The 25678-nt window shown below is 58.4% G+C and carries 28 protein-coding genes and 4 pseudogenes; 20 read left to right on the top strand and 12 right to left on the bottom strand.

All coding sequences use genetic code 11. The features are described 5' to 3' along the window. Nucleotides 1-57: 57 nt before the first annotated feature. The 5 genes from ACZ9BX_RS28410 to fdhA all read left to right on the top strand — a co-directional run bounded on the left by ACZ9BX_RS28410 (nucleotide 58) and on the right by fdhA (nucleotide 3611). Nucleotides 58-372, top strand: a complete 315-nt coding sequence (locus tag ACZ9BX_RS28410; protein WP_476221519.1) for a plasmid stabilization protein — start codon at nucleotides 58-60, stop codon at nucleotides 370-372. A 54-nt stretch (nucleotides 373-426) separates the two neighbouring features. After that, on the top strand, nucleotides 427-717 hold the full coding sequence (locus tag ACZ9BX_RS28405; protein ID WP_027512523.1) for a DUF3175 domain-containing protein: 291 nt from the start codon (nucleotides 427-429) through the stop codon (nucleotides 715-717). 8 nt (nucleotides 718-725) lie between these two features. Continuing rightward, nucleotides 726-1457 carry a glutathione S-transferase gene (locus tag ACZ9BX_RS28400; protein WP_027512522.1) on the top strand — a complete coding sequence of 244 codons (732 nt, stop codon included), beginning with the start codon at nucleotides 726-728 and terminating at the stop codon, nucleotides 1455-1457. A gap of 11 nt (nucleotides 1458-1468) precedes the next feature. Then, nucleotides 1469-2284, top strand: a complete 816-nt coding sequence (ku, locus tag ACZ9BX_RS28395; RefSeq protein ID WP_476221517.1) for a non-homologous end joining protein Ku — start codon at nucleotides 1469-1471, stop codon at nucleotides 2282-2284. 136 nt (nucleotides 2285-2420) lie between these two features. Further along, nucleotides 2421-3611 carry a formaldehyde dehydrogenase, glutathione-independent gene (fdhA, locus tag ACZ9BX_RS28390; RefSeq protein ID WP_027512520.1) on the top strand — a complete coding sequence of 397 codons (1191 nt, stop codon included), beginning with the start codon at nucleotides 2421-2423 and terminating at the stop codon, nucleotides 3609-3611. Nucleotides 3612-3731: 120 nt separating this feature from the next. On the opposite strand, the gene ligD is transcribed toward fdhA, so the two are convergent. From ligD to ACZ9BX_RS28370, 4 genes are read right to left on the bottom strand one after another with little or no spacing between them, the layout of a single operon-like run. Beyond that, nucleotides 3732-6233, bottom strand: a complete 2502-nt coding sequence (gene ligD / locus ACZ9BX_RS28385; protein WP_476221515.1) for a DNA ligase D — start codon at nucleotides 6231-6233, stop codon at nucleotides 3732-3734. A gap of 2 nt (nucleotides 6234-6235) precedes the next feature. Next, nucleotides 6236-7081, bottom strand: coding sequence for a non-homologous end joining protein Ku (gene ku / locus ACZ9BX_RS28380; protein WP_476221513.1), 846 nt, complete (start codon nucleotides 7079-7081; stop codon nucleotides 6236-6238). Nucleotides 7082-7102: 21 nt separating this feature from the next. Beyond that, a complete protein-coding gene (locus ACZ9BX_RS28375) occupies nucleotides 7103-7333 on the bottom strand; it encodes a DUF2188 domain-containing protein (protein ID WP_027512517.1) in 231 nt (76 codons plus the stop codon). 16 nt (nucleotides 7334-7349) lie between these two features. Further along, the gene (locus ACZ9BX_RS28370) at nucleotides 7350-7619 is read right to left on the bottom strand and encodes a hypothetical protein (protein ID WP_087001792.1); all 270 of its coding nucleotides are present in this window, start codon (nucleotides 7617-7619) and stop codon (nucleotides 7350-7352) included. A 304-nt stretch (nucleotides 7620-7923) separates the two neighbouring features. On the opposite strand from ACZ9BX_RS28370, the gene ACZ9BX_RS28365 reads away from it, so the two are divergent. The 6 genes and pseudogenes from ACZ9BX_RS28365 (at nucleotide 7924) to ACZ9BX_RS28340 (ending at nucleotide 10661) form a co-directional block, all read left to right on the top strand. Then, on the top strand, nucleotides 7924-8163 hold the full coding sequence (locus tag ACZ9BX_RS28365) for a type II toxin-antitoxin system VapB family antitoxin (protein WP_476221511.1): 240 nt from the start codon (nucleotides 7924-7926) through the stop codon (nucleotides 8161-8163). Then, nucleotides 8163-8597: a type II toxin-antitoxin system VapC family toxin gene (locus tag ACZ9BX_RS28360; protein ID WP_476221510.1), complete on the top strand. Its 435-nt coding sequence runs from the start codon at nucleotides 8163-8165 to the stop codon at nucleotides 8595-8597. The genes ACZ9BX_RS28365 and ACZ9BX_RS28360 overlap by 1 nt, the downstream gene beginning before the upstream one ends. 93 nt (nucleotides 8598-8690) lie before the next feature. Continuing rightward, nucleotides 8691-8900, top strand: a pseudogene (locus ACZ9BX_RS28355) (DNA polymerase IV); the annotation flags it as partial. Nucleotides 8901-8974: 74 nt separating this feature from the next. Further along, on the top strand, nucleotides 8975-9418 hold the full coding sequence (locus ACZ9BX_RS28350) for a TetR/AcrR family transcriptional regulator (RefSeq protein WP_476221508.1): 444 nt from the start codon (nucleotides 8975-8977) through the stop codon (nucleotides 9416-9418). Further along, nucleotides 9415-10085 (top strand): annotated as a pseudogene (locus tag ACZ9BX_RS28345) (hypothetical protein). Before ACZ9BX_RS28350 ends, ACZ9BX_RS28345 begins: the two are co-directional and overlap by 4 nt. An 84-nt stretch (nucleotides 10086-10169) precedes the next feature. After that, complete coding sequence (locus tag ACZ9BX_RS28340; RefSeq protein ID WP_476221507.1) at nucleotides 10170-10661, top strand: SRPBCC family protein; 492 nt, start codon at nucleotides 10170-10172, stop codon at nucleotides 10659-10661. A 43-nt stretch (nucleotides 10662-10704) separates the two neighbouring features. Here ACZ9BX_RS28340 and ACZ9BX_RS28335 read toward each other — a convergent pair whose 3' ends face one another. Next, nucleotides 10705-11079 carry a hypothetical protein gene (locus ACZ9BX_RS28335; RefSeq protein ID WP_476221506.1) on the bottom strand — a complete coding sequence of 125 codons (375 nt, stop codon included), beginning with the start codon at nucleotides 11077-11079 and terminating at the stop codon, nucleotides 10705-10707. A gap of 790 nt (nucleotides 11080-11869) precedes the next feature. Next, nucleotides 11870-12244: a winged helix-turn-helix transcriptional regulator gene (locus ACZ9BX_RS28330; RefSeq protein WP_476221504.1), complete on the bottom strand. Its 375-nt coding sequence runs from the start codon at nucleotides 12242-12244 to the stop codon at nucleotides 11870-11872. A gap of 81 nt (nucleotides 12245-12325) precedes the next feature. Here ACZ9BX_RS28330 and ACZ9BX_RS28325 point away from each other — a divergent pair, with 81 nt between their 5' ends. The 3 genes from ACZ9BX_RS28325 to ACZ9BX_RS28315 all read left to right on the top strand — a co-directional run bounded on the left by ACZ9BX_RS28325 (nucleotide 12326) and on the right by ACZ9BX_RS28315 (nucleotide 14282). Further along, on the top strand, nucleotides 12326-12943 hold the full coding sequence (locus ACZ9BX_RS28325) for an FMN-dependent NADH-azoreductase (protein ID WP_476221503.1): 618 nt from the start codon (nucleotides 12326-12328) through the stop codon (nucleotides 12941-12943). 245 nt (nucleotides 12944-13188) lie between these two features. Next, nucleotides 13189-13509 carry a hypothetical protein gene (locus ACZ9BX_RS28320; protein WP_476221502.1) on the top strand — a complete coding sequence of 107 codons (321 nt, stop codon included), beginning with the start codon at nucleotides 13189-13191 and terminating at the stop codon, nucleotides 13507-13509. Nucleotides 13510-13871: 362 nt separating this feature from the next. Continuing rightward, nucleotides 13872-14282 carry a hypothetical protein gene (locus tag ACZ9BX_RS28315; RefSeq protein WP_476221500.1) on the top strand — a complete coding sequence of 137 codons (411 nt, stop codon included), beginning with the start codon at nucleotides 13872-13874 and terminating at the stop codon, nucleotides 14280-14282. Between the two features lie 192 nt (nucleotides 14283-14474). Here ACZ9BX_RS28315 and ACZ9BX_RS28310 read toward each other — a convergent pair whose 3' ends face one another. Both ACZ9BX_RS28310 and ACZ9BX_RS28305 read right to left on the bottom strand, forming a co-directional pair. After that, nucleotides 14475-16418 carry a multicopper oxidase domain-containing protein gene (locus ACZ9BX_RS28310; RefSeq protein WP_476223071.1) on the bottom strand — a complete coding sequence of 648 codons (1944 nt, stop codon included), beginning with the start codon at nucleotides 16416-16418 and terminating at the stop codon, nucleotides 14475-14477. Nucleotides 16419-16455: 37 nt separating this feature from the next. Then, nucleotides 16456-16563 (bottom strand): annotated as a pseudogene (locus ACZ9BX_RS28305) (DUF4142 domain-containing protein); the annotation flags it as partial. Between the two features lie 325 nt (nucleotides 16564-16888). Between ACZ9BX_RS28305 and ACZ9BX_RS28300 the strand changes: the two are divergent. Both ACZ9BX_RS28300 and ACZ9BX_RS28295 read left to right on the top strand, forming a co-directional pair. Continuing rightward, complete coding sequence (locus ACZ9BX_RS28300; protein ID WP_476221499.1) at nucleotides 16889-17323, top strand: hypothetical protein; 435 nt, start codon at nucleotides 16889-16891, stop codon at nucleotides 17321-17323. A gap of 94 nt (nucleotides 17324-17417) precedes the next feature. Next, a complete protein-coding gene (locus ACZ9BX_RS28295; protein ID WP_476223070.1) occupies nucleotides 17418-17615 on the top strand; it encodes a hypothetical protein in 198 nt (65 codons plus the stop codon). A gap of 593 nt (nucleotides 17616-18208) precedes the next feature. Here ACZ9BX_RS28295 and ACZ9BX_RS28290 read toward each other — a convergent pair. From ACZ9BX_RS28290 to ACZ9BX_RS28280, 3 genes are all read right to left on the bottom strand, one after another. After that, nucleotides 18209-19171 (bottom strand): TIGR03885 family FMN-dependent LLM class oxidoreductase, encoded by a 963-nt coding sequence (locus ACZ9BX_RS28290; protein ID WP_476223069.1) that lies wholly within the window; start codon nucleotides 19169-19171, stop codon nucleotides 18209-18211. Beyond that, the gene (locus tag ACZ9BX_RS28285) at nucleotides 19171-20808 is read right to left on the bottom strand and encodes an alpha-amylase family protein (RefSeq protein WP_476221497.1); all 1638 of its coding nucleotides are present in this window, start codon (nucleotides 20806-20808) and stop codon (nucleotides 19171-19173) included. Before ACZ9BX_RS28285 ends, ACZ9BX_RS28290 begins: the two co-directional genes overlap by 1 nt. Before the next feature lie 138 nt (nucleotides 20809-20946). After that, nucleotides 20947-21495: an SDR family oxidoreductase gene (locus tag ACZ9BX_RS28280; RefSeq protein ID WP_476221495.1), complete on the bottom strand. Its 549-nt coding sequence runs from the start codon at nucleotides 21493-21495 to the stop codon at nucleotides 20947-20949. A gap of 134 nt (nucleotides 21496-21629) precedes the next feature. Between ACZ9BX_RS28280 and ACZ9BX_RS28275 the strand changes: the two are divergent. The 4 genes and pseudogenes from ACZ9BX_RS28275 to ACZ9BX_RS28260 all read left to right on the top strand — a co-directional run. Beyond that, nucleotides 21630-21887 (top strand): annotated as a pseudogene (locus ACZ9BX_RS28275) (DUF1236 domain-containing protein); the annotation flags it as partial. A gap of 186 nt (nucleotides 21888-22073) precedes the next feature. Beyond that, nucleotides 22074-22880: a nucleotidyltransferase family protein gene (locus tag ACZ9BX_RS28270; protein ID WP_476221494.1), complete on the top strand. Its 807-nt coding sequence runs from the start codon at nucleotides 22074-22076 to the stop codon at nucleotides 22878-22880. Between the two features lie 13 nt (nucleotides 22881-22893). Further along, a complete protein-coding gene (locus tag ACZ9BX_RS28265; protein WP_476221493.1) occupies nucleotides 22894-23616 on the top strand; it encodes a metallophosphoesterase family protein in 723 nt (240 codons plus the stop codon). 541 nt (nucleotides 23617-24157) lie between these two features. Further along, nucleotides 24158-24829 carry a dienelactone hydrolase family protein gene (locus ACZ9BX_RS28260; RefSeq protein ID WP_476221491.1) on the top strand — a complete coding sequence of 224 codons (672 nt, stop codon included), beginning with the start codon at nucleotides 24158-24160 and terminating at the stop codon, nucleotides 24827-24829. A 56-nt stretch (nucleotides 24830-24885) separates the two neighbouring features. On the opposite strand, the gene ACZ9BX_RS28255 is transcribed toward ACZ9BX_RS28260, so the two are convergent. After that, entirely contained in the window at nucleotides 24886-25431 is a 546-nt protein-coding gene (locus ACZ9BX_RS28255; protein WP_476221490.1) for a sigma-70 family RNA polymerase sigma factor, read from the bottom strand. Nucleotides 25432-25678 lie beyond the last annotated feature (247 nt).

Here is a 25678-nt window from a genome sequence, read left to right as displayed (position 1 = left end):
GGAACTTTTGAAGTTCCTGGCGGTTCAACCTCTTTTGCAACGAGAGGAGGCAGAGAGATGCCAAGAGGTGACAAATCCGCTTATACGGACAAGCAAAAACGCAAGGCCGAACACATCGAGGAAGGCTACGAGGCACGTGGCGTTTCCGACCAGGAGGCAGAGCGCCGGGCCTGGGCCACCGTCAACAAGGAAAGCGGCGGCGGGAAGAAGTCCGGTTCGGGCCGCGGCAAGAAGGAGACGCACGAAGCCTCCGAAAAAGGCGGCCGCAAGGGTGGTGCAGCATCCGCGTCGCGCTCGGCAGCCCAACGTTCCGCATCCGCCAAGAAAGCGGCCGCGACGCGCAAACGCAAGGAACATCATACCCACCACTGATCGCTAGACGGGCGCGCTTCGAAGGTGCGCCGTCCCGGATCGAGGAGCTTGCCGATGACCAAGGCGAAGAAGAAATGGTCGCAAGAGGTTACCGAGCGCAGTGACGCCATGGACCTTAAGGAGGGCGTCTTCACATCCAGCGATCCGAAGAAGATCGCCCGCTCGATCAAACAATCGGCTGAGGCGAGCCACCGCCGCAAGTCAAGCCCCTATCGCTCGGCCATGTCGATGCTGACTTTCTACATCAATCGCGCCGGTGACCAGTTGACGAAGAAGCAAAAGGACACACTTGAACAGGCGAAGGACGAACTGCGGAAAGATTTCGGCCGCGAAACCCGGCATTGAGGGAATGGATGGCTTACGAGCTTTATTACTGGGATGGCATCCAGGGACGCGGAGAATTTGTCCGACTGTCGCTGGAGGAGGCGGGCGCGGACTATATCGACGTCACACGCGAATCCGGCAGCGGCCGGGGAACCAGCGCAATGATGAGGCTCATGCGAAGCGGCTCGGAGCCGCATATCCCGTTTGCTCCGCCCTTCTTGAAGGACGGCGACCTCATCATCCCGCACGTCGCCAATATCCTGCTCTATCTTGGCCCGAAGCTTCATTTGGCGCCTGAGGATGAAGGCTTGCGGTACGTGCTGAACGGCTTGCAACTCACGATCACCGATTTCGTCGCCGAAGCTCATGACACGCATCATCCGATTGCCACCTCGCTCTACTACGAGGATCAGAAGGAGGAGGCAAAGGCACGCTCGGCCGAATTCATCAAGGAGCGGGTCCCGAAGTTCCTTGGCTATTTCGAGCGTGTGCTGCAGCAGAATCCGAAGGGCTCGCAACATATCCTCGGCGATGCGCTTACCTATGTGGATCTCTCCCTCTTTCAGATCATCGAAGGCCTGAACTACGCGTTTCCGAATGGCATGGCGGGTTATCAAACGACATATCCGGCGCTGTCTGCCCTGCATGTTGCCGTGGCCAGGCGTCCGAACATCGCCGCCTATCTGAAATCGGAGCGGCGCATTCCTTTCAACGAGGATGGCATCTTCCGGCACTATCCCGAACTCGACAAGGCGGCTTAAGGAGATCGCCCATGGCGCGGCAGACATTCTGGAAAGGCTATCTCAAGCTGTCACTCGTCACGGCGTCCGTCTCGCTGACGCCGGCCACGACCGAGAGCAACAAAGTCCGCTTTCATGTTCTCAATCGCAAGACCAGCAACCGGGTCGAAAGCCGCTACGTTGACAGCGTCACCCACAAGGCCGTGCCCGAGAAGGAGCAGGTCAAGGGCTATCCGAAGGGTGAGGACGATTACGTCATACTCGAAGACGAGGAGATCGAGGAGGTCGGGCTTGAAAGCACCCGCACCATCGATATCGACACGTTCGTGCCGCGCGGCTCGATCGACTGGATCTGGTACGACAAGCCGCATTTTCTGGCGCCGGAAGACAAGGTCGGTACCGAGGCCTTCTGCGTCATTCGCGAGGCGATGAGGGCCAATAATGTGGTCGGCATCGCAAGGCTGGTGCTGTATCGCCGCGAACGGGCCGTCCTTCTGGAGCCTCAAGGCAAGGGCATCATTCTCTGGACGCTGCATTACGGCAATGAAGTGCGAGAGCCGGTCTCGCATCTGGATATCGATGCCAAGGTCGATACCAAGCTGCTTGCCATGATGAAGCGCCTTGTCAAGGAAGAGACGAAGGAGTGGAGTGCCTCCATGGTGCAGGATCCAATCCAGAAACGGCTGAGGACAATGATCCGCAACAAAACGAAGAGCCTCAAGCAGGCTCCATCGGCAACGAAGCGGCCCGCCGTCAAATCGACCGGCAACGTCATCAATATCATGGATGCCCTGAAGAAGAGCTTGGCCGCGGAGGACGAAAAGCCGAGGTCGCCGAGATCCCGCTGAGCGTAGCGGCCATTTCCAGCCCCAAACCGTCGTAAACGGAACGGCGCGCCGGCCGTTCTGCACTAATCTGTCCGAAGAGGCCTGCATGGAGAGGAGCCATGCATGGCTGGTCACATTTTCAATGGAGGAGACGAAAATGAGCAAAAACCGAGGCGTTGTCTATCTAAGGCCCGGCAAAGTCGAAGTCCGCGACATCGATGATCCGAAACTGGAAGCGCCGGATGGCCGCCGTATCGAGCACGGCGTCATCCTGAAGGTAATCTCTACGAATATCTGCGGTTCCGACCAGCATATGGTTCGCGGCCGCACGACGGCTATGCCCGGCCTCGTTCTCGGCCACGAAATCACCGGCGAGATCATCGAAAAGGGCGTCGACGTCGAAATGCTGAGCGTCGGCGATATCGTTTCCGTGCCCTTCAACGTCGCCTGCGGCCGCTGCCGCTGCTGCAAATCGCAGGACACCGGCGTCTGCCTGACAGTCAATCCGGCGCGTGCCGGCGGCGCTTATGGCTACGTCGATATGGGTGGCTGGATCGGCGGGCAGGCCCGCTACGTGACGGTACCCTACGCCGACTTCAACCTGCTGAAACTCCCCGACCGAGATCAGGCGATGGCGAAGATCCGCGATCTCACCATGCTTTCCGACATCCTTCCAACCGGCTTCCACGGGGCAGTGCGCGCCGGCGTCGGCGTCGGCTCGACCGTCTATGTCGCAGGCGCCGGTCCGGTCGGAATGGCCGCTGCCGCGTCTGCCCGCATCCTCGGTGCTGCCGTCGTCATGGTCGGCGATTTCAACAAGGATCGTCTGGCACATGCCGCCAAGGTCGGCTTCGAACCGATCGACCTTTCGAAGAGCGACCGTCTCGGCGACATGATCGCTCAGGTCGTCGGCAGCAATGAGGTCGACAGTGCCATTGATGCGGTCGGCTTCGAAGCCCGCGGCCATTCAGGCGGCGAGCAGCCGGCAATCGTGCTCAACCAGATGATGGAGATCACCCGCGCAGCAGGCTCGATCGGCATTCCGGGCCTCTACGTCACCGAAGATCCAGGCGCCGCCGACAACGCCGCCAAGCATGGCAACCTCTCGCTCCGTTTCGGTCTCGGTTGGGCAAAGGCGCAATCCTTTCACACCGGCCAGACACCCGTCTTGAAATACAATCGCCAGCTCATGCAGGCGATCCTCCACGACCGCCTGCCGATCGCCGACATTGTCAACGCGAAGGTGATTTCGCTGGAGGATGCCGCGCAAGGCTATGAGAGCTTCGACCAGGGAGCCGCCACGAAATTCGTGCTCGACCCGCATGGCGAAGTGGCGAAGGCGGCGTGAACGGAGCGGGGTGAGCGACGACGGAACGAGGCGAAGTCGAACTTGCGACCCCCTCATCCGTCTGCCGGACCTTCTCCCCACTGGGGAGAAGGGATTCGCCGCGAGCGGTTGCGCTGTGAGCTACCGTTTCCTCTTCTCAAGCGGCTTTGCGGCCGCGAAGAACCCATCCCACGGGTCCTTCGGCAGCGCGTCGAGCCGCGGTGGCGTGTTGTCGACGGTGAAGTAGGCCGGGCCAATATCGGCGGTGAGTTCGCTCCATTCAAGTGGCATCGAGACTGTCGCTCCTGGTCGGGCACGCGTCGAATAGGCGGCGACTGCGGTGTTGCCGCGGCCATTGCGCAGGTAGTCGATGAAGATCTTGCCGGTGCGCTCGGCTTTCGTCGCCTTGGCGATGTAACGGTCCGGATTTTCTGCAGCCATGCTATCCGCCAGCCGTTTCGCAAAGGCCTTCACCTCCGCCCAGCCTGCTTTCGGCTTCAGCGGCGTGACCACATGCAGTCCTTTGCCGCCGGACGTCTTGACGAAGCCGGCAAGTCCTTCCGCTTCCAGGCGCTCTTTAATCTCCAGGGCGGCAGCGATGACACTCTCCCACGGAACCTCGCCGCCGGGATCGAGATCCATGGTAATCATGTCCGGCTTCTCCCAGCTATCCGTCGTCGTCCCCCAGGGATGGATTTCCAGGACGGCCGATTGCACCAGTGCCACCACGCCATCGAAATCGGTGATGCGCAGGAATTTTTCGCCGCCCCTGTCCTTCGGGTCGGTAATCTGCTCGATATTCTCGTTCATGCCCTTCCAGGCGTGTTTTTGGAAGAAACGCTGATGCCCCTCGATGCCGTCCGGCAGACGCAGCAGAGCTAGAGGACGATTGACGACGTAAGGCTCCATGAAGCGCCAGACCTGCGCGTAATAATTGACAAGCCCCTCCTTGGTCACCCCTTCATCCGGCCAGTAGATGCGATCCGGATGCGTCAGCGTGACAGTCGATTTCGGCAGGTTCTTTGCGGTGGTCTTTTCCATCTCACGCACCACGTCCTTCGCCAGCTTGTCCTCGCGCAAACCGCGGAACGCGGCATGCCGCAGTTTATCATCGGAGGACCAGGCGCGAAATTCCACTTCCGCGACAAGCTCCGGCTTCACGTAAACAAGCCCCCGGCGTTCCTCCGGCGTCAGCCTGTCGTCGAAGGAATTCTCCTCCTGCTCGATTTTCGAAAGCCGCTCATAGAGATCCTGGGCGACCGTCGCCGTATAGCCAGTGCCGACGCGCCCGACATGCTTCAGCTTGCCGTTGTCGTAGAAACCCATCGCCAATGAGCCGATCGCATTCTTCATCGAGGTCGATGGCACATAACCACCGATGACAAGCTCCTGCCGCTGCGAGCACTTGGCCTTGATCCACTCGCCCCTGCGGCCCGAAGTATATGTGCTATCGCGCTGCTTTGAGACAACGCCCTCCAGGCTCAGCCTGCAGACGTGATCCAGAACCAGGCTGCCGTTCTCGTTGAAATGCTCGCTGTAACGCAGCTTGTCGTTCCCGGCAGGCAACATCTTTTCAAGCAGACGCTTGCGCTCGATCAGCGGCACGCCCTTCAGGTCATGGCCGTCGAGATAGATCAGATCAAAGGTGTAGAAGACGAAACGATCGTAGCGCCTCTGGCTCAAGTCCTGCTGAAGCGCTGAGAAATCGGAAGCGCCGCTATCTTGCTCGACGACAAGCTCGCCGTCCATAATCGCCGATTGAATCGGCAATGCCTTGAAAGCATCGGCGATGTCCTTGCCGAACTTTTCCGTCCAATCAAGCCCAGTACGGGTCAGCATCTTCACTTCGCCGTTTTCGATCCGGATCTGCAGCCGATAACCATCGAATTTGATCTCGTGGATCCAGCCGTCGCCGGCCGGCGGCTTGGCCTTCAGCTTGGCAAGCGTCGGCTCCACGAAATCCGGCATCGCCGCCTTCCTGGCGCCTTTGGGCCAATCATGTATTTGCCGCCCGGCCTTCTTGGTCTTCGCCGCTACAGCCTTGCCACCGCCCTTCGGCTTGGAGTTCCAGGTATCGGTCGGGTTCTTAGCAACCTCTTCTATCCGCCGTCCGGTCTTTGCCGATTCCGGCCGTTGTTTCAAAATATCCTTGCCGTCGTGGCGGGCTTCGGTGTCGTCTCCCTTGATCAGCAGCCAGTTCTCATGCTTTTCGCCCGGCTGCCCGTGCATTCGCACCAGATGCCAGCGGCCCTTAAGCTTTTCGCCATCAAGCTCGAATTCGATATGGCCCTTTCGATAGGCCTTCGTCGCATCGCCGAGCGGTGTCCAGGTACCGTGGTCCCAGACGATCACCGTCCCGCCGCCATATTGGCCCTTCGGGATGATGCCTTCGAAATCGCCATAGGAAAGCGGATGGTCCTCGACATGGACCGCAAGGCGCTTGTCCTCCGGGTTGAGGCTCGGTCCCCTGGTCACCGCCCAGCTTTTTAAGACGCCATCCATCTCCAGCCGGAAGTCGTAATGCAGCCGCGTAGCATCGTGCTTTTGGATGACGAAACTGTTTCCCTGACTGCGGCCTTTGGCGCCGCGCGGTTCGGGTGTGGCCCCGAAATTGCGTTTTGCCTGATAGGCTTCGAGCGCCATGGTCAGCTAGCCTTCTTGCGTCGGCTATCAGAGGCGCTACGTTGCGCCGTCCCTTTCGCAGGTGCTTTCTTTCCACTCATCTTGGCGCTCTGGCGCAGCGCCTCCATCAGATCGACGACCTTGCCTTCCGGCTTCGGCTTCCTCTTCGGCAGCACTCTGCCCTCGATCTTGGCCTTCACCAGTTCGGTCAGCGCCGCCTCGTAGCGGTCCTCGTACTCGCCCGGCTCGAATGCAGTCTGCTTCGTGCCTATGATATGGCCGGCAAGCTCAAGCATTTCCTTGTCGAATTTGATATCGGGAATGTCCTTGAAGACGGGACCGGCAGCACGAACCTCGTAGTCGAAGTTCAGCATCGTCGCGACGACGCAGTCGTCGCGCGGGCGGATCAGCAGCGTCCGGTTGCGCCGGAAAAGCACGGCCTCGGCAAGCGCTGCGACGTTGTTCTCGCGCATGCTCCTGGCAATCAGGCGCAGCGCCTCCTCGTCATGCTCATCGACTGGCGCGAGATAGTAAGGACGGTCGAAATAGAGCTTGTCGATTTCATCGAGGGCAATGAAGCCCTGAACGTCCATTACCTTGTCGCTTTCCGGCATGATGCTGGCGATCTCGTCGCCTTCAATGACGATGTACTCGCCATTCTCCATGCGGTAGCCCTTGACCTGATCCTCGCGCTCCACAGGCTTGCCCGTCTCGCTATCCAAGAACTGACGCTCGACGCGATGGCCGGTCTTCCGGTTGATGATATTGAAGGAGAGGCGGTCCGATGACGAGATCGCCGTATAGAGTCCGACGGCGCAGACAAGATCGCCGATCTTCAAATGACCTTTCCAGCTTGCCCGCGCTGCCATGCTCGTCTCCTATGCTACCGGTCAGAGCCTGCTTCCGCTCTTGTCCGTTTCAAGCGGCATGAAGCTCCACCCGCCGTCCGGGGCTGGGAAAGCCAATGTGGCGTCGCCGTTGCCGATCTTCTGGCGGGCCGCTGCGTGTTTGGCGTGATTGATCGCCTCTTCCACGGTCGCATAGGTTTCCGAGAGCGTGCCGCCGAGCTTGTACGCCCAGCCCGCATCATGCGGCACGATCTGATAGGTGATGTCGACCATATTCCAAGTCCTCTCTTTAGTCCTCATCGCGCGGCGCTGCCTTGCGGCGCTCATCCAGCGCGATGATCTTTTCGACGGAAGCGATATCGTCGCTGGTAACGGGCCGCACGGGGTCGGAAGCGATCGCCTCGAGCACTTCGTCTGATAGCGCGCCGTTGCGTATCACCCACTCCAGCGTTTCGCGCGTTTCCCGCTCTGCCTTCAGCTGCGCATAGAGCGCCACGATCAGCCGGTCGCGCGGATCGAACTTCCTGTTCTTTGGATCCATTTTCCGGAGGTTCGGCATGCAGACGCCCTCTCAAGATTTCTCCTGATCCAAGCTTCTTAACTGATCACAGCCTGAAAAGTTCCAGTATTTCAGCGCCGAAGCACTGGATTGTGTTCCGCGCGCGAAGATCGCAGTCGTTTCCGTTGGTGATGAAGCATCACGCATTTCACTACAGATATACCATCTACGGACTGAAAGTGGGATAACAGCGATTTATAGAATTTAGATCATATCGAATGAGTTGGTGAAGGCCTGCGGCTGGGTCTCGTTGCAAGCATATGCGATTTTGGATATTATAATATCCTAGAAAGGATATGCCCATATGCCGCTCTACATCAAGGATCCAGAAGTCGACAGGCTCACCGACGAACTGATCGGCCTCACAAAGACATCCAAGGTTGATGCCGTTAAAACGGCTCTCAAACATGAAATCGCCACTCGCAAGCGCAGCTTGCCGATTCGAGATCGGCTTGCCAAGTCCCTTGCGATGGCCCGCGCAGCGGGACCATTTGCGCCCGGCGACCATAAGCGCGAAACCGATGAAATGTGGGGCGAAGACTGATGCTGTTCATCGACGCATCAGTAATTGTCGCCATACTTGCCCAAGAAGACGATGCGGACGCCCTAATGGAGCGGCTAGAAAAGCATCACGGGCAATTTTTCGTGTCAGCCATTGTGCGCATGGAAGCTTCGCTTTCTTTGACGCGGCGTCTGGCCGGGGCCCAAGGCCGCGATAGGCCGGCGAACCGGGAGATGCTGTCGCAGGCCCGCCTTATGGTCGATCAGTTCATTATCGATCTGGAGGCCCGCGAAACCATGATTTCCGGCGATGTTGGTACGAAAGCTCTCGACGCAGCCCAGCAGTTTGGAAAGGTCGTCAATCATCCTGCCAAGCTCAATATGGGCGACTGCTTCTCCTATGCCTGCGCAAAAGCGTATCGGACGAAGATTGCCTACAAGGGCAACGACTTCACCGAAACGGATCTAGGCTGGTAACGGCCCAGCGATTGCGCGCTCGCCCATCCTTTGTCTTCGAGTGAAAGGAAATGCATGTTGATCGCGCTGGAGCGGGAATGCGATGGCTGCCCCACCGCATCGGCCGGCGTTTCCTACAACAAGGTCCTCGCCAAGATGGCCTCCGACCAGCGCAAGCCCGACGGATTGTCGGTCATCACGCCGAAGCAGGGTCCAGCCTTCGTCGAGGCCCTGCCCGTCAAGAAATTCCACGGTGTCGGACCCGCGACAGCTGAGAAGATGCTGAGGCTCGGGATTGAGGCCGGCGCGGATCGCCGTTCGCGATCGGAACGTCAGCGTACCCCAGACCCTCGACGATCTTTCCGTCCCGGACGCGCACGATCATCGCGGAGGCCGGCGTGGCCAAGGCGACCTTCTACAATCACTTTCCCTCGAAGGATCGCCTCATCGTCGCCTATCTCGAAGAGATAGACCGGCTAGGGCGCGGGGCAGTGGCGGCGCTTCCGAAGCAACAGCGTCGGAAAATGATCTCGGCTATCATGTTGCGTACCAGCGAGGCTGTGACCGCGGGAGGCTGGCGGGGGTGTCCGTTCCTCAACGCGGCGGCCGAATACCCCGATCCAGCCAGCCCTGTGCGCCAGGCGATCAATGCGCGCCGCGTTTGGTATCACAATAGCCTCGAGAACCTTCTCGCGGAGGAGGGCGATCCCGCTCCTTCCGTCACCGCTTCCCTCCTCGTCGCGCTTTCGGACGGCCTGCTGGAAAGTGCCTATCTGGATGATGCCGAAAGCGTCCCCGCCCTTGTCCGCGAGGCGGTGGCGAGACTGCTGGACCACCGATGAGCGCCGCTCGCCGCCCAAGCAGCACTGGTCTGCGCCAATTCCTGGATCTCCAGCTCCAGCACGATTGGATGGAGGGCAAAACGACCCTGCGCGATGCCGACGAGCGCTTGGAGCCCCTCGAACTGCGTTTCAAGTATATCGCGCGATTTGAGAAGCTGCTGCGCCGGCCACAGGCGCCAGAGGTTCCGGAGATTCTCCGGCATTACGGCCGCGACTGCATCCCGATCCCGCGCCGGACCGAGCGATACTATTGGTCCGCTTCCTGTCTGCCCTCGACTCCGGGCAAGGCTCTCGTTCGCATCAATGCGCGCGGATGGAGCTTTTTTCGCTCTATGCGGACGGCGAGGACATCCGCGCGCTTTTTGTGGTGCATCTTTCCGATTTCACCACCGATCGTTCACTCCATCACGGCCGGCTGGACGAAGCTTTTCTTGACCGCTGTGTCGTGACGCCGGAAGACGTCAGCTATTTCTTCCCCCGAGGCAAGGACATGTTCGGCATCAAGGTCCGCGGTTTCTCCTCAATCAGCAAGTTCCTGACGACGCGCCGTGTTTTGCAGCCCATCCGGGCGTTCAACCTCACGCACATGAACCGGGGCCGGAACGCCTATCAGGCGAGCCATTGCTACAGCCTGGCGGATCACATGCTGGGCGATGAGCAACACTGAATAACGGCCCAAGACAGACCCTTGGCTGCGGAGAGGAGCTAGCCATATGAAATAATGTTTTTCACTAGATAGAAGGAGAGAGTGATGAACAATCCGCAGATCACGCGTATACCGATCGCCAAGACCGGAATGCTCGTCCGCAAGCCGGTCGAGCATGTGTTCGAAGCGATCGTGAACCCGGACATCACGACGAAATTCTGGTTCAGCAAAGGCAGCGGAAGGCTGGAGACTGGTAAGGCCGTCAAGTGGGATTGGGAGAGCCACGACGTCTCCATCGAGGTCACGCCAAAGGTCATAGAGCCCAACAAGCGCGTCGTGATCGAATGGCCTGGCTACAGCGGCCCAACGACTGTGGAATGGACGTTCCAATCCATTCCGGATGGCACGACTTTTGTACGCGTGCAGGAGTCCGGATGGACGGGAGATGCCGATAAGCTCACGCGCTACGTTGCTGATTCCACACAAGGCTTCACACTTTTGCTTGCGGGGCTGAAGGCATGGCTCGAGCACGGTATCCAGTTGAACCTGACGCTCGATCGCTATCCGAAAGGTATCGAAGACCAACAGTTTGAATGAGGCCGAGCGGAACTGGTCGTGAAGCGGACGTGGGTACAGAACCTCAGAATTTACCTCCGCGAGCAGCCGCCATCACGAAGGCCAACGTGAAGAGCAGATGGATAACCAGAAAGAGCTTGGCTATGTCCCGCGCTTCACCGCTGGCGACGCCCCAAATGTCGTTGGCCGCGACGACGCCGAAACCGACGATGTTCGCGAGCAGGACGACACGGAGCGTGGAGTGCTCGGCATTTCTCGACAGCCAGTTAAGCACGGCGATGCCGAGAAACGGTCCGCCGAGAAGTCGCAGCAGCGCAAGCAGTTCGGGTACAGCATCCGTCGGCACGGCACCCCTGCCGAACTGCATCGGAAAGAGCATCAGCGCCAGCCCGACAAGGGCCATGTAAAGCGCAGACAGGGTAAGGGTAAGTTTCGTCATGGCGTCTCCCGGCCGGACATCGGGCTCGAGCGTGGTGGTTTTGGCGGGCCTCGGATACGATTGGTAAGATTTTCGTGCCTGCGGTCGCAATATCAGAGTGATCCAGCGCAAACGTAGTTATCTGTTTCATTTAAGCTGGGGCGCCAAATCTGCCATTTTTGCTACAATAACGCCGAAAATTGCACCCGGAGTTTACCCGCCCGCGAAGAGCGGGAAACAGCCAAGGGGCGAGAAAGCGTGGTAACGGCGGTGATCGGCGGTGAAAAAGTTCGAATCGCTAACGGTCGAATGACGTATTTTTGCCCTCGGCAGAGTTCGCATATTCGTAGTTGGGCCGACCGCTTTGCGCCGAGGTCGGCCGTTAAGGTGATCTTTGCCGTCGCCTGATAGCAGACGTTGCCGGAGACGACCTTGGACATCGTTAGTCGCGCCATTTCCAAAACCTCGCGAGAAGCGCCCTGAACGACGCATTGCGGCGGATTCGCAGTCTTTGAGGGATAGAGGCCGGTATAACATACATCGCCGCATTGCACGGGAGGCCATGAACAGTAACTGGTGCGGCTGCCGCTGGCGTCCGACGGCAGTCTATCGCTGCCGGGTCAGTCCTGATGAAGTCGACGTCGTCGTGTTTTCCGCTGCTGCTACGATTGGGAGGACGGCCTTGATCTTTGTCAGCGTCCATGCGTTTTTCGACGATCGGTGCTAACGCGGCCGGTGCGTTCTTCTTCACGGATTTTACCTCTGCTTGAGCTAGTTATGAGCGACAAGCGCCAGCTCGGCTCAAGTCCATCTAGTGGTCATATTGCCGGCGCGCCTCCTCGATCACCTCCCGATTTGAATCTGCCCAGGTCACCAAGGCCATGACTGGGGCGAGAAGCGACCTGCCGACCGCAGTCAGCTCGTAATCCACGCGCGGTGGGATCGTCGGAAAGTGGGTGCGACTGATCAAACCGTCGCGTTCCAATTGACGAAGCGTAATCGTGAGCATCCGCTGCGAGATCCCGTCGATCTGCCGTCGCAATGCATTGAAGCGGACCGGCCCATCCTTTAGGGCCACAAAGATGTAAAGACTCCACTTATCGGCAATGCGATCGAGGATCTCCCGAACGGGACGGCAGTCGGCGTCTTCGCTTGGGGTAGGAAACTCTATGTCACTGAGTGTCATGGATGTGCCTTCTTGCGAACAGTCAAATAGTCACCTTAATAGTGTTGGTCACAATTTGATACTACCCCCAAGGAGCCACCAATGACCAACATCCTCCTCGTTACCTCTAGCCCACGCGGTCCTCAGAGCCTTTCCACCCGATTTGCCCGTGACATCGCTGAAAGCCTCAACGCCCGTTCTGCCGGCATAATTGTCGAACGTGATCTTGGGGCGGCACCTCTGCCGCATATTACAGCAGCCTATATCGACGGCCGCATTGCGCCGCCCGAGACACGTACACCCGAACAGATCGAAGCCGTCAATCTCGCTCAAAGCCTCGTTGATGAGGTTCAGGCTGCCGACGTGATTGTCATTGGCTCGGGCATGATCAACTTCGGCCCGCCGACGCAGCTCAAGGCTTGGTTTGACTACATCACTTGGCCTGGCGTCACCTTTCGCTACGACGCAACCGGTCTGATGGGATTGTTGCCAGCCAGGAAAGTCTATCTCGTGACGGCAACTGGCGGCGTCTTTTCGGAAGGCAGGAATGCCCCGTTCGACTTCCAGACCACCTATCTCGCGCATCTTCTCGGTTTTATCGGACTGAAGGATATCGAAGTGGTCCGCGTGGAAGGAACACTCGTAAGCCCGGACGCAGCCAAGGCTGCGATCGCCTCCACCGAAGCACAGATCCGGGCTGCACTAGAGCGTGCCGCCTGACCCACAAACCCATCAGTCAGCTATCCAAGAAATCGGCGAATGGCCTGATGCGAGCGGGTATGGCGATGGAAAGGATGGCAGGGCTGCCTTGTGGCTGCTGCCCTCCCCGGCTCCCTGTCAAACGACGCGTCAGACGCTGGCCGAACCGACTAGGACCCTGATCTATTCGGCTCAGGAGCGGAGAAAGAAACAGCACGGCGAAAGGTCGTGCTGGTTTGGCGGTCGGCCGGAGAGCCTACTTCTGAATGATGGACAGCATGCCCGACGATGAGTATCTCCCTGGCGAAATCCGCGAAGCTATCGAGCGTAACCGTGACCGCATCACCGATCTGCTTATCAGGCAGCTCGGGCCTGGCCATCACGCGGCGATCATCGCGCTGGCATCCGTGGAGCCGCGACGACCGTCGCACTACAAGGCGCTGCTGGCCGAAATCCATAGGCTCTCGCATGTTACGATCGAAGTGGAGCCGGAAAGAGCAGATTGGGTATCTGCAGGCGGACATTTGAGCGGAGAAATCGTAGGTCCGCACCGGGTCAGCTCGCGACGACGCACGCAGAGTGCCTGAAGGTCCGCTTCTGACTAATTTGAGCCTCCAAACCTTTCTGTCAGCTTACGGCCCATCACTGTTCTCATGACGACCGGCTTGGAACGTGGGCCGAAAGGTCGGCGTCAAGAAGCCACTAAAACAGCGTCAGATTTGGGACCCATAGCCTCTAAACCGCCTGACGCGGTCTATGATGCCTGTGTCCTCTATCCATTTCATCTGCGGAATGTCCTGATCCAGTGCGCCTTTGATGGCCTTGTCGAGGCGCGCTGGACGAGTGGATGTGTAGTCTCGCCGCTAGTACTCCGGGTTTGCCCAGGGAACGCCTGGAGCTTACGCGCGACCGTAGGCGTCCTCCCGGAGGCGGACGTGGTGAATTATCGTTGGTCGAGGATCTTAAACTACCTGACCTTGACGATCGGCATGTACTCGCCGCTGCCATTGCTGGAAAAGCTTCTACCATCGTCACCTGGAACCTCAAGGATTTCCCGAGACGAGACCTGCGTCCCTACGGCGTCATGAGCAAGTCGCCAGATGATTTCCTGGTTGACCTTCATAATACGTTTTCCCGAGGCGCTTCAGCAAAATGGGCTGAAGAAATTTGCAAGGATGCTCCGCCAGAACATCGCCTCGCTGGACCGATCCGGATGATCCGATCGACTTGCCGCAGTCGTCGCCTTCAGCGCTTGAAGCAGTTCTCGCGATGCCACCTGAGGAACCGGGGATGCGGCCGCTTGGAAATTCCGTTTCAACCGATCGTGCTGCTTCACAATGTGATCATGATCGAACGATAGTAACGCCGCTTCCATTCAAGCCTCTGATTCAGATTGGGCAGCAACGCCCGTACTTTCGAAAAGCGCACAGGCGCTGCGAGGTCTGTGAGCCTAGCTATGATAGTGTCTTGAGCACGACGCACTACTTGACTAGTGGACGCGCCTTTGGCCTGGACATGGATGAAGGGGAGAGAATGAGACGTAACGAGCCTCTCATCCATACCTGCCTTCCGCAACCTCAATGATGACCATCAGGCCGCCGCCGCCGTCCGCCTCGACGTTGTTGTTCGTCGTGTGATGCGAGATATGGCAGTGGATCAGCCACTTCCCTGGGTTTCGCGCAGTCCAAAGAACATCATACCGTTGGCCCGGCGCGATGTTGACCGTATCGGCCAGGTACCTTGCGGATGGCGCCAACGTCTCACCGTCGATCGCGACGACTTCGAACGGGCCGCCGTGGATGTGCATCGGGTGTATCGCTGTCGTGTTGGATCCGATGAACCGCACTTTCAGAGTCTGGCCGACCTTCATGCGGACCGTTTCCGTGGCAGGATACGATTTGCCATTGATCGTGAAATAGTTGGGAAGCGCCCCCTCCATCGGCATGGACGGGAAGGTGAGCCAATCCCGCTTGATCCACTCCTGAAGCTGAACCATGTACTCCGCGTCGGCGGCGAGCGCGTCGGCCGGATTCTTCGCGTCGATGATAAGCGCTCCATAGAGGCCGAGCGCCTGCTGGCGATCGACGTGGTCGTGCGTGTGATAGAAATAAGTGCCGCGCTGGCCGACGGTGTATTCGTACGAGAACGTCCTTCCTGGTTCTATCGGCTTCTGCGTGATCGTCGCAGGTCCGTCCATTTCGTTCGGCAGGATCAGACCGTGCCAATGCACCGTCGTGCTCTCGGGCAGCTCGTTCCGGACGTTGATCCGGACGCGGTCGCCCTCGGTGAGGCGGAGCGTTGGACCCGGCACCTGGTCGTTGTAGGCGTAGGCCTCGACCGTCACGCCCGGAAGGATCGTCCAGCGGATGACGGAGGCTGTGAGGTCGAATACCTTCACGCCGCCTTCCATCCGGGGCTCCAGGAGGGAAGCGCCACGGGCGTCGGCAGGCGCCTCAAAGCTGACGCCGCGCGGGTCGACGGCCGCCATGTCCTTCATGGCGTCTGCAGGCGTATCGAAGGTCATGATCATCCCAGGCGCCATGATCGACCTTCCGACGTCGTGGGCACTGAGGCCCATGTTGACCAATGTAAACGGATACGCGTAGCCGCCAACCAGCATGATCAGGGTGAAGCCCGCCATCGTCGCAAGCTGGGTCCGGGTGGGCGCGAGAGCCGAGGGCAGCTTCCTTCCATGCTGATGACTCTCATGAGACGCAGGTGACCGGCGAGACGTGTGCCGAGCGTGGCGGGCTTCCGATCCATGGCCTGTGATCATGCGGTGGGAGAGATGCTCCGAAGGCTCCTGCCCGGCCGCATCTCCGGTCTGGTCGCCGCGTGCCGTCATCAATCCATGCTTCAGCTCCTTGGAAACCAGCCAGACGTTGAAGGGATAGGCGGCCGCGAACCCGATTCCTATCCCGAGGGCCATGACGCCCCAGAAGAGCATCTCTCCCGGCCACATGGCGCGCATGTCGCGACCCATCATCAGGATCGCCATGACCGGCGCCATTCCGGCCATCATGGCGTTCATGCTGATGAATTCGGGCATGAAGGAATCGCGGACGTTCTGCCAATAGCTTCCGCCCATCATATTCTTCATGAAGAGCGCCTGAAACACGAACAGGCCGACGGCGAAACCTGCAATGTATTCGACGATGATGTCCAGCCACATCGGCAGGCCGGCGACGGCGGTGATCACCGCGGCAATGATGATGCCGGTCGCATCGCCGGCGACGCAGTGGATAGTGCTGCCGATCCCCTGCTTCCAGAGCGGTCTTACGAACTCTTCGTGGGTGTAGGGCCGGGGTTCCTTGTCCGTAAGCACGTAGAGCAGAAGCCCGACCGGACCGAGGTAGAGCGTGACGAGGATGAAACCCCACTTCATCACGGCCGGCTCGGGGTTGTTTCGGAACTGGTCCCAAGCGACATAGGCGGTGCTCAGAGCCGCGAGGAGAAACCAGGCAACAAGCAGATAGTCGACGGGCTGGATGAACAAGGACAATTTTCTGCCTCCGGCAGCGAGCAGGCATCCACTATTTGTTCAAACTCTGCGCCATTTGAAGATGGTCCTCCAACGCCGGCAGCATCTTCGCTGCCCAGGCCTTCAGCTCGGCATTGTCGCCTTCCTCGCCGTAAAATTTCTTCATCTTGTTCTCGCCGCTTCACTGGTCGATTAAAATTACAGACCCGTCAAACATCACAGCGCTTCAAATGTTCCCTCAACATCATGAGCCGATTGCGCTCCAGTTGGAAGGAACAGCAGGAGCCGGCCGCAACCGGCACCAGCGTTACGGCTTCGTATTTCCCCGGCTATGAGGTCCAAGCTTCGCCATTCCAGAAAATCGAATATGAGGAGATGCTGGGGGGAGCTTGTCCAAATCCGTCGACTCAATGTTGCCCCTTTCTCCGCCTCGTCGAGGGCACAAAAGGCTCGTTTGCGAGTTCTCTAATCGAGAGGAGGCTGACATGACAGATAAGAAGCTCACTGATGGTCTGAATGACAGACCTAAAAACGCGCCGATCGGCCAGAGTGCCGAAGGTTTTCCCGATGACAGCGCTCAGCCAATCGAGACCGATGAAATGACCGTCGCCGGGAGGAAATTAATGCAAAAGCCATCTGATAAAGACGATGCGGTCGAAGGTCGGCAAAACATGAGACCACCCGAAATGGATCTGGAGCCGATACCGACCGACACGGAGCTTGAGGACCAAGGTAGCAACAGCGGTTTGAACGATTCCTCCGACACCTTGCACGACCCATCCTCGCACGAGCGTTCCCCGGGTTCCAAGAGGTCGGACCGCAAAGGCTCTCGCCAAGGGGCGGAGGAACGAGTCGAGGGACTGCCCGATACCAGCCTCGATGAGCGAAGCATCGTCTCAACACCGCCTGCGTTGGATTAAGTTTGGTTGAGTGCATAGCGGCCGGAGGTGAAGCAATCGGAACAATTGCCCGACTGCCGTGTTCGTTCCGCAACGAAAGGAACATGTTATGGCAATCAAGAAGCCTAGAAATGGTACGCCAGGCATGACGGATCAGTCGCCACGCTGGGAAGGCCCTCCCGCGACAAAGCCCTCCGGATATCTGCCGGCCAAGGATAACCCTGAACGCGACCGCGACGCGCATGGCGAAAATTTGAACGATCCTAAGGTCAGGAACGTGTCTGACGCTTTCAAGACTAAGAAGAATCGGTAGCGGCTGCACCGGAGGACAAAACCGACCCGGAGTTGCCGCCGCTGCCGCCCCACATCAGCTTCGAGCAGATGCGCAACATATCCTCTGCCCTTCTCAAGGGAGATCCTCATGAACGCCGCGTCATTGGCGGCACAGTCCGCCAACTCGTCAGCGCCTTGATGCCGTCGAAAACGTGACGGTCGGTCAATAAACGGCCCCCGAACATTCGGATGCTCGCCGCGCTGTTGACGAACCCTCACTCGACCTATCGTTATTTCGCCACAGGGGTTCCGTCATTTGAAAAAAACGAGTTTGTGACCCTAACTCACTTCGCGGGCCGTCACCTGAGGAGGATGTAACGGACGACCATTGGACTGCCGCCTTTTGCTCTTACAGCGACGGCGGTCTTCCCACCGCAACCCCGGACGAGTGCACCGTCAAGAAACGGCTGTTTATGCGGGTCAGCTAGGTGCGCGGCGGGCGACGAGGGCGAGGCGTAGTCGATCTCCGGGAACCAGACGTAGATCTGAAGCAGCTGAGCCGCGCCGGGATAGCAGGCCAGACCGCAGGCGCGGACACAGCCTTGCGTTAGAAGGCGTGTCCAGATGAAATCCTCAAGACAGTGCAGATAGCAGCTGAGCAAACGCCTTTATGAATTCGCGCTGATTTCTGCCGACGTTGTGAACGTATATCTTTTCAAAGCCGATCGCCGCGTCTTCCTCAATCCATGCCCTGTGCTGTCCGATATCGGAGGCGATCCTCACATACCGGTGCATGTCTTCCGGCCGAACATTTACGCACGCTTCGTCGAACTCTTTAGGCGAACGCAGTGTTTCGGCCATGGCCGCAGTAACCGCATTGCTGCGCCACTGATCGAAGGCATTCAGCAAGGCATTTTCCTCCGTCGGCGCGTAGGAAATATGAGCCTGCAGATAGAGCGGCTTTCCCTCGCCACCGCCGCGGCGGAAGGCATCGATGATTTCGACGATTTTTTCGCGTGGCTGATTGATCGTGATCAAACCGTCGGCCCATCCTCCTGCCCACTCGGCAGTCTCGGTTGAGAGTGCGCCGGCGATGATCAGCGGCGGCCGATCGGGCAGCGCATAAAGCTTCGCTTCGTCGACCTTTACCGGTTCAGTGCTGCTGACTGTCTCGCCAGACCAGAGAGCTCGAATGATCTCTACGCCAGCGATTAGCCGCGCGTTTCTTTCGGCTTTGGAAGGCCAGCGATCGCCTACGACATGTTCGTTCAACGCCTGGCCGCTTCCAACGGCCATCCACGGAAACCGGTTCGGAAAAAGTTGCGCCAGCGTGGCTGCCGCCTGGGCTGTTATCACCGGATGGTATCGCCAGCCTGACGGGACTGTGATCAGACCAAAAGGCAGCTTCGTAAGTTGCATCGCTGCACCAAGCCATGTCCAGACAAACGCGGATTGGCCTTGCCGTTCACTCCACGGCGCAAGGTGGTCGGACGACATGATGCTGTTAAAACCTGCCTGCTCGGCAAGACGGACATAATCGATCAGTTCGCGCGGGGTAAATTGCTCTTGAGATGCATGGTATCCGACGTGAACCATCAGCTCTCTTCCGAACTCAGCCAAAGATACCCGTAAGGGGCCATCTTCAGGCGAAGTTTCATCGAGGCGTCATATTCTGCCCTGCCAATCAGATCAGTAAGCCTCTTGCAACACACTGCGTCGAGTTCTGCTTCAGCTGTGACTTCCCGGCTCGAGAGGTTGTGGGCGACGAGAAGAAGAGAACCGGCATCTTCAAAGCCGTGAATTGATACCGCCGGGTCGCTGGCATTCAGCCTGACGAAACGCCCGCTGCTGAAGATCGGACGTTTGCGCCGCAAAGCGATCAGGCGTTTGATGTGACTGTATAGGGATCGAGGGTTCTTTTGCTGGTCTGCCACATTGACGTGCTCGTAGGAAAACGGGCCGCTGGAAACCGGACGCTGAACGAGATCTCCCACATTCGCCTTTGAAAATCCTGCGTTCTTTTCAGCAGACCACTGCATCGGAACGCGAACTGAATTCCGGCCTGGTTGCGATAAGTCCTCACCAAGTCCTATTTCGTCGCCGTAGACGAAAAGCGGCGGTCCCCGCATAGACATGATGAGGCTGAATGCAAGCTCTATCCGCCGTTGGTCGCCCTTCAGCATAGGTGCGAGCCGCCGGCGGATGCCACGACCAAAGACCTGCATACGCTCCTCAGGCGCGAAGACCTTGAAGACCTGCTCCTTCAATTCTGCCGGCACGCGCGAAAAATCAAAGTCATCAAGGTTTCTGAGGAAGTTCGCCCATCCGCAAAAAGGCGGCGGCTCGGGCAGAAGGCTCAATGCTTCGTGGATCGGACCGGCATCCTCCTTCGCCATGGCTGCGAAGATGTAGCAGGCCAGCATGAAGTTGAACAGCAAGCCGAGCTGTTCGCCCTCCCCGAAAAACCGTCCCATTCCCTCTGGTTCGAGGTTGACTTCACCCAGCAGGACGCCGCCAGGCCGCCGCTTTTGCAGATAGCTTCCGATATCCCGCAGAACACCGTGCGGATCACGCGGATTGGCTCGCTCCAAACCGTTGTCGCCTATGATCAGAGGGGCAGCGTCCAGGCGAAAGCCGCTGACGCCGAAGGCCAGCCAGTAGTCGACCACGCGCTCGATCTCCTGGCGAACCTGGGGGTTTGCGATATTGAGTTCGGGCTGGAAGTGATAGAACTTGTGGAAATAGTAGGCCCTGGCGACTTCGTCGTAGCTCCAGACGCTGGTTTCCTCGCCGGGAAAAATCGAAGTCGCTCCAGCCTCAACCGGCGGTGGATCGCGACTCCAGACATAGTAGTCACGAAAGCGCGTCTTGTCATCGCGCCGCGCCGCTTCGAACCACGGATGCTCGTTTGAAGTGTGATTGACGACGAGATCGATGATCACCCTGATGCCGTGCTCGCCGGCCCCGTGGAGAAAATTGAGGAAGTCGGTCCGCGTGCCGACTTTCGGATTGATGGCGTAAAAATCACTGACGTCGTAGCCGTTGTCCCGATCAGGGCTGCCGTAGAAAGGCAACAGCCAAATGCAGGTCACGCCGAGGTCGTTGAGATATGATAGCCGTTGCGTCAGCCCGATGAAATCGCCGATGCCGTCGCCATTTCCATCCGCAAATTTCTCGACATCGATGCCGTAGATGACCGCGTCGATGTACCATGGAATTTTTAGCTCGGGCATTCAGGTTCCTTTCCGAACTCACAGGCCTCCCTGCCACGCCATGCCGGAGCTCTCATCGCCTTTCCTCGTCACCGCACATGCCTTGCAACAAACGTCATCGGAAAATGTTCCGAGAGTTCTGATTCCGTCAGCCGCGCCTCACTGCATGACAAGTCCGCCGTCGACTGCGTATTGGCTCCCCGTCACATAGGACGAGTCGTCTGAGAGCAGAAAAAGCGCGACAGCCGCTGCCTCCTCCGGCGAACCGATGCGTCGAAGCGGGATATGCCCCACCACATCGGCTTCGAATTGGGCTCGGAAGTCCGCGGGCATGTCGATTCGACCGGGCACGAGGACGTTGACGCGTATATTCCGTTCCGCCAAGGCTGAGGCCCAGCACCGCGCGCTCGAAAGAACGGGGCCTTTGGTCGCAGCGTAGACGCTCGCGAAGCCGGCCCCTTCGAAAGTCGATGTCGACGATGTCACGACCACCGAGGCCCCTGGATTGAGAAGAGGCGACAGGCTAGCGAGCTGAAGCACGGGGCCGCGCACGTTTGCGTTCATCATGCGATCAAAGAAATCGGCATCAATCTCCTCAATGGGCGCGACCGCGGCGAACCCGGCTTTAAGCCACAGCCCATCGAGGGCTCCCACCTTTCCTTTGACATGTTCGGCCAATTCCTGCGCCGGCACCTCGGTCGGCGGCATCGTTGCGAAGAACGAAAGTCTCAGGCGGTAGAGATGCTGCCACCTCTCTCAGACGGTCAGCACGAATGCCGGTAACACCCACCTCACCACCTTCGGCAACGATACGCTTTGCCCCGGCCAGGCCGATGCCGCTCGTTCCAGTCACCGTCGAGCAGCAGACTGAAGTGCGGCAGGTGATAAAGGAAGTGCAGGTTGAACCCGTCCGGGAGACCGACTTCAACGTCTCCGTCGGAACAAGCATTCCACGCACGGTAAGGCTTGAGCCACTGGCGCCTCGGATCGTCGAAATCGTGCCGCAATACAAGGACTACCGTTTCTCCGTGCTTGCGGACAGACGCATCGTCATTGTCGATCCGGACGACTACACGATCGTCTATATCCTGACGGCATAAAGCTTCGGCATTCCGGTCAGCTTGCTCCCGGTAGGTCTTAGCCTGTTTGCAATAGAAGGCGGCATCGCCGATCGGCTATGCCGCCTTCTTCGTCACCTGTGGCCTTTTTCATCGTCAGCCGAAGATGGAACTTAGTAACAGGCTGCGTGTTCCCGGTATCATCAATGACTTTTGGAAGGCGTCCGAATGACTTCCTGCACCCAAGGCGCGCGCCGTGCCGCCTCCTCTCGAATGCAGGCAAAAGCCGTGCCGCAGCTGGCTGATCGTGATGCGGAGGTGTTCATCGCGCAAGCCGTGACAGAGCTTGTCGCATCAGGAATTCCTTTTTTGGTGGCGGGAACCTATGCCGTCAGCGCCTATACCGGCATTTCACGCTCCACCAAGGATCTCGACATTTTTTGCAAGGCCGGCGACTACGCGCGCATTCTGGCGCACTTCAAGGCGCAAGGCTATGCTGTGGAGATTGAGGACGATCGATGGTTAGGAAAGGTCTTCAAAGGCCGGCATTTCTTCGATGTCATTTTCGCATCATCCAATGGGACCATGCCGGTTAGCGATCAGTGGTTCGAAAAGGCACGGCGGATCGAGTTGAACGGGAGCCATGTCTCAATCATCGCACCAACGGAACTGATCTGGTCGAAGTGCTTCGTACAGCAGCGGGATCGCTATGACGGCGCCGACGTCGCACACGTTATCCTCAAAGCGCACGACCAGATCGACTGGCACAAGCTGCTCGGATATTTGGAGGTGCACTGGGAGGTCCTTCTCATACATCTCCTGAACTTTCGCTGGATATACCCTGCCGAGCGGGACAAGGTGCCCTTATGGCTTCTCGACGAACTCCTTGACCGGCTTGCCGCACAGCGCGAACTCCCGCTGCCACGGACAAAGATCTGCCGCGGTCGCATGTACTCGCATAGTGATTTCGAAATCGACGTCAAGGAATGGGGGTTTGCCGACGTTGGTGGTGACGGAGAGGCGCGCAGCGAATGACCGGAGCAGCCCGATGAACAAAACCAATGGAAAACTAACGGTCGCGGCCGTCGCAGACCTCCATGTAAAGGAAGACACAGCCAGCTCCTATCGCGATCTTTTCTCTGAGATTTCAGGTGCGGCCGATGTGCTCGTGATCGCCGGCGATCTGACGGATCTCGGCAAACCAAAGGAAGCGGAGTTATTAGCAGCCGATCTCAGGAGTTGCGCGGTACCTGTTGTCGCAGTCCTCGGCAACCACGACCATGAAAGCGGCTTTGCGGACGATGTGTGTTCCATATTGCTGGAAGCGGGCGTCCACCTTCTCAATGGGCAGGCAACGGAAATCGACGGCGTCGGTTTCGTCGGAGCCAAGGGTTTCGCAGGCGGCTTTGGCAGATATATGCTCAGTTCGTTCGGAGAAGCGGCGATCAAGGCCATGGTTGCCGAGAGTGTCGACGAGGCCATGCGTCTTGAAAACGCGATGCGTCAGGTGCGGGCCCAGCGAGCTCTGGTTGTTCTGCACTATGCGCCGATCGCCGAAACGGTGATCGGTGAGCCTCCGGAAATCTACCCGTTCCTCGGCTCTTCACGCCTTGCAGAAACAATAGATCGCTTTCATGTCGATGCAGTCGTCCATGGCCATGCCCACCGCGGCACCTATGAAGGCCGCACACCTGGCGGAGCGCCGGTTTTCAATGTCGCGGCCGATGTCGAAAAGCCGACGGGTAAGCCTTACGCCCTGCTGCAGGTCTAGGCGACGGACAGTACCCCCTGGCGACGTCCGCGAGCGCCACATCGACAAGTGAAGCCGGCGACATCAGTCTTCCGCCTCGACTGAGCTGGGTTCTCCGACAGGCCGATCCTCCCCCCATGATCACGACGGCTTCGCTTCCGTTATTGGCCGGTGAGGTACCAGGTCGTATCCATACCGCCCAGCGGTTTCCGCGGCTGCACTACGTGGAGACCGATAACGCGATAGCGATCCTGAAGACCTCTCGCAATTGCCTGGGCCGAGTAAACCGCTGGAGCCGGTGATAAGAACAGTCGCGATGTTCCTCTCGTGCATGTCGTCCTTTCGAAGTGACTTCCTGTGCGAACTCCTCCTGCGTCGCCAGGTTCCTGCATACATAGACCTATCGGCGCCCCGGCTCACAAACTGACCACAGAGAGGCATTACGAGGCCAATACCGATCGAACTGCGCCTCGCCGGCAGGATTTCTTCCATTCATGGAAACCATCGCGGCCGATTTCAGTTGTGCTCTTATAGGAACGCAAGGACACAACGGGATAGACACATGGCCGAAATGCCTTTTCCAGAGCGCAACGAGGAGGTGCGGATCGAACCGAAAGGCCTCGACGGTCTTTTGGGCATACCTGACGGGGCAACGGGGATCGTTATATTTGCTCACGGGAGCGGGAGCGGCCGACTCAGCCCGCGCAACAACCACGTTGCTGCGGCGCTTCGAAGGGCCGGACTAGGCACTTTTTTACTTGACTTGTTGACGCAGAACGAAGAACGCGACAGACGCAACGTCTTCGATATCGATCTTCTTGCATCGCGGCTGACATTGGCAACAGGCTGGATCGGAGACAACCCGCGAACTTCCGGTCTCGTGCCCGGCTATTTCGGCGCGAGTACCGGCGCGGCTGCGGCTTTGACGGCCGCCTCACATTTGGGTTCGAGCATTGCGGCAGTCGTCTCGCGCGGCGGCCGGCCCGATCTGGCTATTAATGTCTTGCCAGATGTGCGCGCACCCACTCTGCTTCTGGTCGGCAGTCTCGACGGGCCGGTGATCGAAATGAATCAACTGGCGTATGATGCGCTGAAAACCGAGAAACAGCTTTTTATCATCCCAGGCGCGAGCCATCTTTTTGAAGAACCCGGTACCCTAGATGAAGTGGTCCGGCACGCTACGGATTGGTTCAATGCGCATCTTCGCCCGCCAACGCCGCCGCAACAAGGATGACATTTTTGGATTGGCGCTGAAGAAACCAATGCCCCAGCCGTTGCGCCAAAGGAAACTTAAGACTTTCTTATCGGTGATCCTCGCGTATCTGGAGAGACATTTGCGCCGTTGAGGCGGGCAGCGAGATGACCGCGTGCGCGATTGACACGGCTTTTTATCGTACCGATCTCACAGCCGCAGAGACCGGCTGTTTCCTCGTAACTTAGCCCCCAAGCAACGTAGATAAGAGCCTTTCGGTGTTTCACAGGGAGGTTCTTCAGGGCCGCCCGGACGTCGTTCGCAAACAGCGCCATTTCCTGATTCGAGTGAACGGGCACGTCTAAGCTGGCCAGATCATCGACCGAGCCGATAGGCGAACGCTTCCGAGATTTGCACTGCGTGAGGAAAGTGTTGCGCATGATGGTAAACAGCCACGATTTCATCGCGTCGGGGCCGCGAGGCTCGAATCGGTCTACGTGCGCCAGTGCTTTGGCGACAGCCTCCTGCACGAGATCATCAATGTCACTCCCATTGTGAACAAATTGGCGAGCGAAGGCTCGAAGTGCAGGAACAAGGGAAACAATTTGCTCTTGTGGCGTGGGCCGAATGGGTTCTGAATTCACGGTTTCATTCTCCATTTGGTAATTGGAAAATGATCGATGAAAAAATGTGTTCCGATCGACACGGAGTTTGTGCGAAAGCGCACACTTGCCCTGAAATTCTGATTATTATGCATTCCGTCGCCCGTCTTAGACGCGGCGCAAAACCATCTCCATTTGGCGCTGGATTAAATCACTCAGCTCCAGCGCTCCTCCTCTGCTTTGACAAAAGCAGGCGATACGAGGAACGAAGATTCCGTAGAAACACGGA

The sequence above is a fragment of the Rhizobium sp. USDA 3886 genome (assembly GCF_056279785.1).
This window is presented reverse-complemented; position numbering and strand designations above follow the sequence as displayed.

What these genes read in the sequence shown, in the direction of transcription:
- ACZ9BX_RS28410 (WP_476221519.1), top strand. Translation starts at nt 58, where the DNA reads ATGCCAAGAGGTGACAAATCCGCTTATACGGACAAGCAAAAACGCAAG.
- ACZ9BX_RS28405 (WP_027512523.1), top strand. Translation starts at nt 427, where the DNA reads ATGACCAAGGCGAAGAAGAAATGGTCGCAAGAGGTTACCGAGCGCAGT.
- ACZ9BX_RS28400 (WP_027512522.1), top strand. Translation starts at nt 726, where the DNA reads ATGGCTTACGAGCTTTATTACTGGGATGGCATCCAGGGACGCGGAGAA.
- ku (WP_476221517.1), top strand. Translation starts at nt 1,469, where the DNA reads ATGGCGCGGCAGACATTCTGGAAAGGCTATCTCAAGCTGTCACTCGTC.
- fdhA (WP_027512520.1), top strand. Translation starts at nt 2,421, where the DNA reads ATGAGCAAAAACCGAGGCGTTGTCTATCTAAGGCCCGGCAAAGTCGAA.
- ligD (WP_476221515.1), bottom strand. Translation starts at nt 6,233, where the DNA reads ATGGCGCTCGAAGCCTATCAGGCAAAACGCAATTTCGGGGCCACACCC.
- ku (WP_476221513.1), bottom strand. Translation starts at nt 7,081, where the DNA reads ATGGCAGCGCGGGCAAGCTGGAAAGGTCATTTGAAGATCGGCGATCTT.
- ACZ9BX_RS28375 (WP_027512517.1), bottom strand. Translation starts at nt 7,333, where the DNA reads ATGGTCGACATCACCTATCAGATCGTGCCGCATGATGCGGGCTGGGCG.
- ACZ9BX_RS28370 (WP_087001792.1), bottom strand. Translation starts at nt 7,619, where the DNA reads ATGCCGAACCTCCGGAAAATGGATCCAAAGAACAGGAAGTTCGATCCG.
- ACZ9BX_RS28365 (WP_476221511.1), top strand. Translation starts at nt 7,924, where the DNA reads ATGCCGCTCTACATCAAGGATCCAGAAGTCGACAGGCTCACCGACGAA.
- ACZ9BX_RS28360 (WP_476221510.1), top strand. Translation starts at nt 8,163, where the DNA reads ATGCTGTTCATCGACGCATCAGTAATTGTCGCCATACTTGCCCAAGAA.
- ACZ9BX_RS28340 (WP_476221507.1), top strand. Translation starts at nt 10,170, where the DNA reads ATGAACAATCCGCAGATCACGCGTATACCGATCGCCAAGACCGGAATG.
- ACZ9BX_RS28335 (WP_476221506.1), bottom strand. Translation starts at nt 11,079, where the DNA reads ATGACGAAACTTACCCTTACCCTGTCTGCGCTTTACATGGCCCTTGTC.
- ACZ9BX_RS28330 (WP_476221504.1), bottom strand. Translation starts at nt 12,244, where the DNA reads ATGACACTCAGTGACATAGAGTTTCCTACCCCAAGCGAAGACGCCGAC.
- ACZ9BX_RS28325 (WP_476221503.1), top strand. Translation starts at nt 12,326, where the DNA reads ATGACCAACATCCTCCTCGTTACCTCTAGCCCACGCGGTCCTCAGAGC.
- ACZ9BX_RS28320 (WP_476221502.1), top strand. Translation starts at nt 13,189, where the DNA reads ATGATGGACAGCATGCCCGACGATGAGTATCTCCCTGGCGAAATCCGC.
- ACZ9BX_RS28300 (WP_476221499.1), top strand. Translation starts at nt 16,889, where the DNA reads ATGACAGATAAGAAGCTCACTGATGGTCTGAATGACAGACCTAAAAAC.
- ACZ9BX_RS28290 (WP_476223069.1), bottom strand. Translation starts at nt 19,171, where the DNA reads ATGGTTCACGTCGGATACCATGCATCTCAAGAGCAATTTACCCCGCGC.
- ACZ9BX_RS28285 (WP_476221497.1), bottom strand. Translation starts at nt 20,808, where the DNA reads ATGCCCGAGCTAAAAATTCCATGGTACATCGACGCGGTCATCTACGGC.
- ACZ9BX_RS28280 (WP_476221495.1), bottom strand. Translation starts at nt 21,495, where the DNA reads ATGCCGCCGACCGAGGTGCCGGCGCAGGAATTGGCCGAACATGTCAAA.
- ACZ9BX_RS28270 (WP_476221494.1), top strand. Translation starts at nt 22,074, where the DNA reads ATGACTTCCTGCACCCAAGGCGCGCGCCGTGCCGCCTCCTCTCGAATG.
- ACZ9BX_RS28265 (WP_476221493.1), top strand. Translation starts at nt 22,894, where the DNA reads ATGAACAAAACCAATGGAAAACTAACGGTCGCGGCCGTCGCAGACCTC.
- ACZ9BX_RS28260 (WP_476221491.1), top strand. Translation starts at nt 24,158, where the DNA reads ATGGCCGAAATGCCTTTTCCAGAGCGCAACGAGGAGGTGCGGATCGAA.